This window comes from Bartonella sp. CR84HXZ (assembly GCF_042194535.1).
Classification (GTDB): domain Bacteria; phylum Pseudomonadota; class Alphaproteobacteria; order Rhizobiales; family Rhizobiaceae; genus Bartonella; species Bartonella grahamii.
This window is the reverse complement of record NZ_JBHIMY010000099.1, coordinates 1-983: the sequence shown is the minus strand read 5'-3', so window position 1 is coordinate 983 and position 983 is coordinate 1. Positions and strand designations below refer to the sequence as shown.

1 protein-coding gene is annotated in these 983 nt (G+C 31.3%); it reads right to left on the bottom strand.

What is annotated here, in order from left to right:
• Nucleotides 1-776 precede the first annotated feature (776 nt).
• Nucleotides 777-983, bottom strand: a 207-nt coding sequence (locus ACFIKD_RS09565; protein WP_375647919.1) for a hypothetical protein, incomplete at its 5' end; no start/stop codon positions are given.

Here is a 983-nt window from a genome sequence, read left to right as displayed (position 1 = left end):
GTAGCCAACGAAAGAACTTTAACAAAAGAAAAACGAGAACGTTTTAATTCACTCGCTGCTTGTGGGGCATATAATTTTTTCATAACAAACTCTCCAATGAAAAAACTTAAAAACACCTCCAAAACATAAAAAAGACACATTTTAGCATTATTGACCTCCTTGGAATTGAGAATAGAGGATTATTGCTTAGAGTGTGAACGTTTTGAGTCTTTAATCTTGTTTTGTTTGTGCTTTCTGTGTTGAGACCTAAATGTTTGTTTTTTTGATTATGTTTTGTGGACATAAAAATAACACATTTAGAGTCTAAGGGTTTAATGTGCTGTTTTTTTCTAACTAAAAAAGAGGTCTTGCATATTTAATCTTACTTTTTACTTGGTCGTCGTTACTATAAGATCTTTCAAAAAAGGTTTTAGTATGTGTTTTCCTAATTATAGACTTTAGTTTTATTAAAAAGCATTTTTTTGTTAATAACAAGTAAAGTAAAAAGAGATTGTAATATGTTCGAAATCTAGCTTGCCTCGGATAATCGGCTTTTTAGTTAGTTTTTCTCTTTTTAAAGTATCATATAATGATATATGCGTGGCCTTGTGATGTACCTTCTATCTTTACGCACTACCTATCCCCCCTTTGAAAGTTATTTTATCAAAATGAGTCTTACTAATATACATTTCCACATCACTATAGACTGTTCAAGAAAATAGCAACATAAAAATATGACTTTTTAGCAATATGGATTCTACTGTGATCTTTTTTCAACAAAAATATAGAAAAAGCTTCTATAAAACCTCAAAGTTTATAGCCTCATCTGTTGCTTTCGGTCCATCGGCTACTGCCGAGGCTCTAAGTTCTATTGCTGTAGATTTGAATACGCAGAGCAAGGGAGATAATTCAGCTGCTTTTGGTGATCTTGTATATGCATCAAATATTATGCTTATCTCTAGATAAATGCTGTAGCGTCTTAAAAAAATCACCCTCATTTCAAT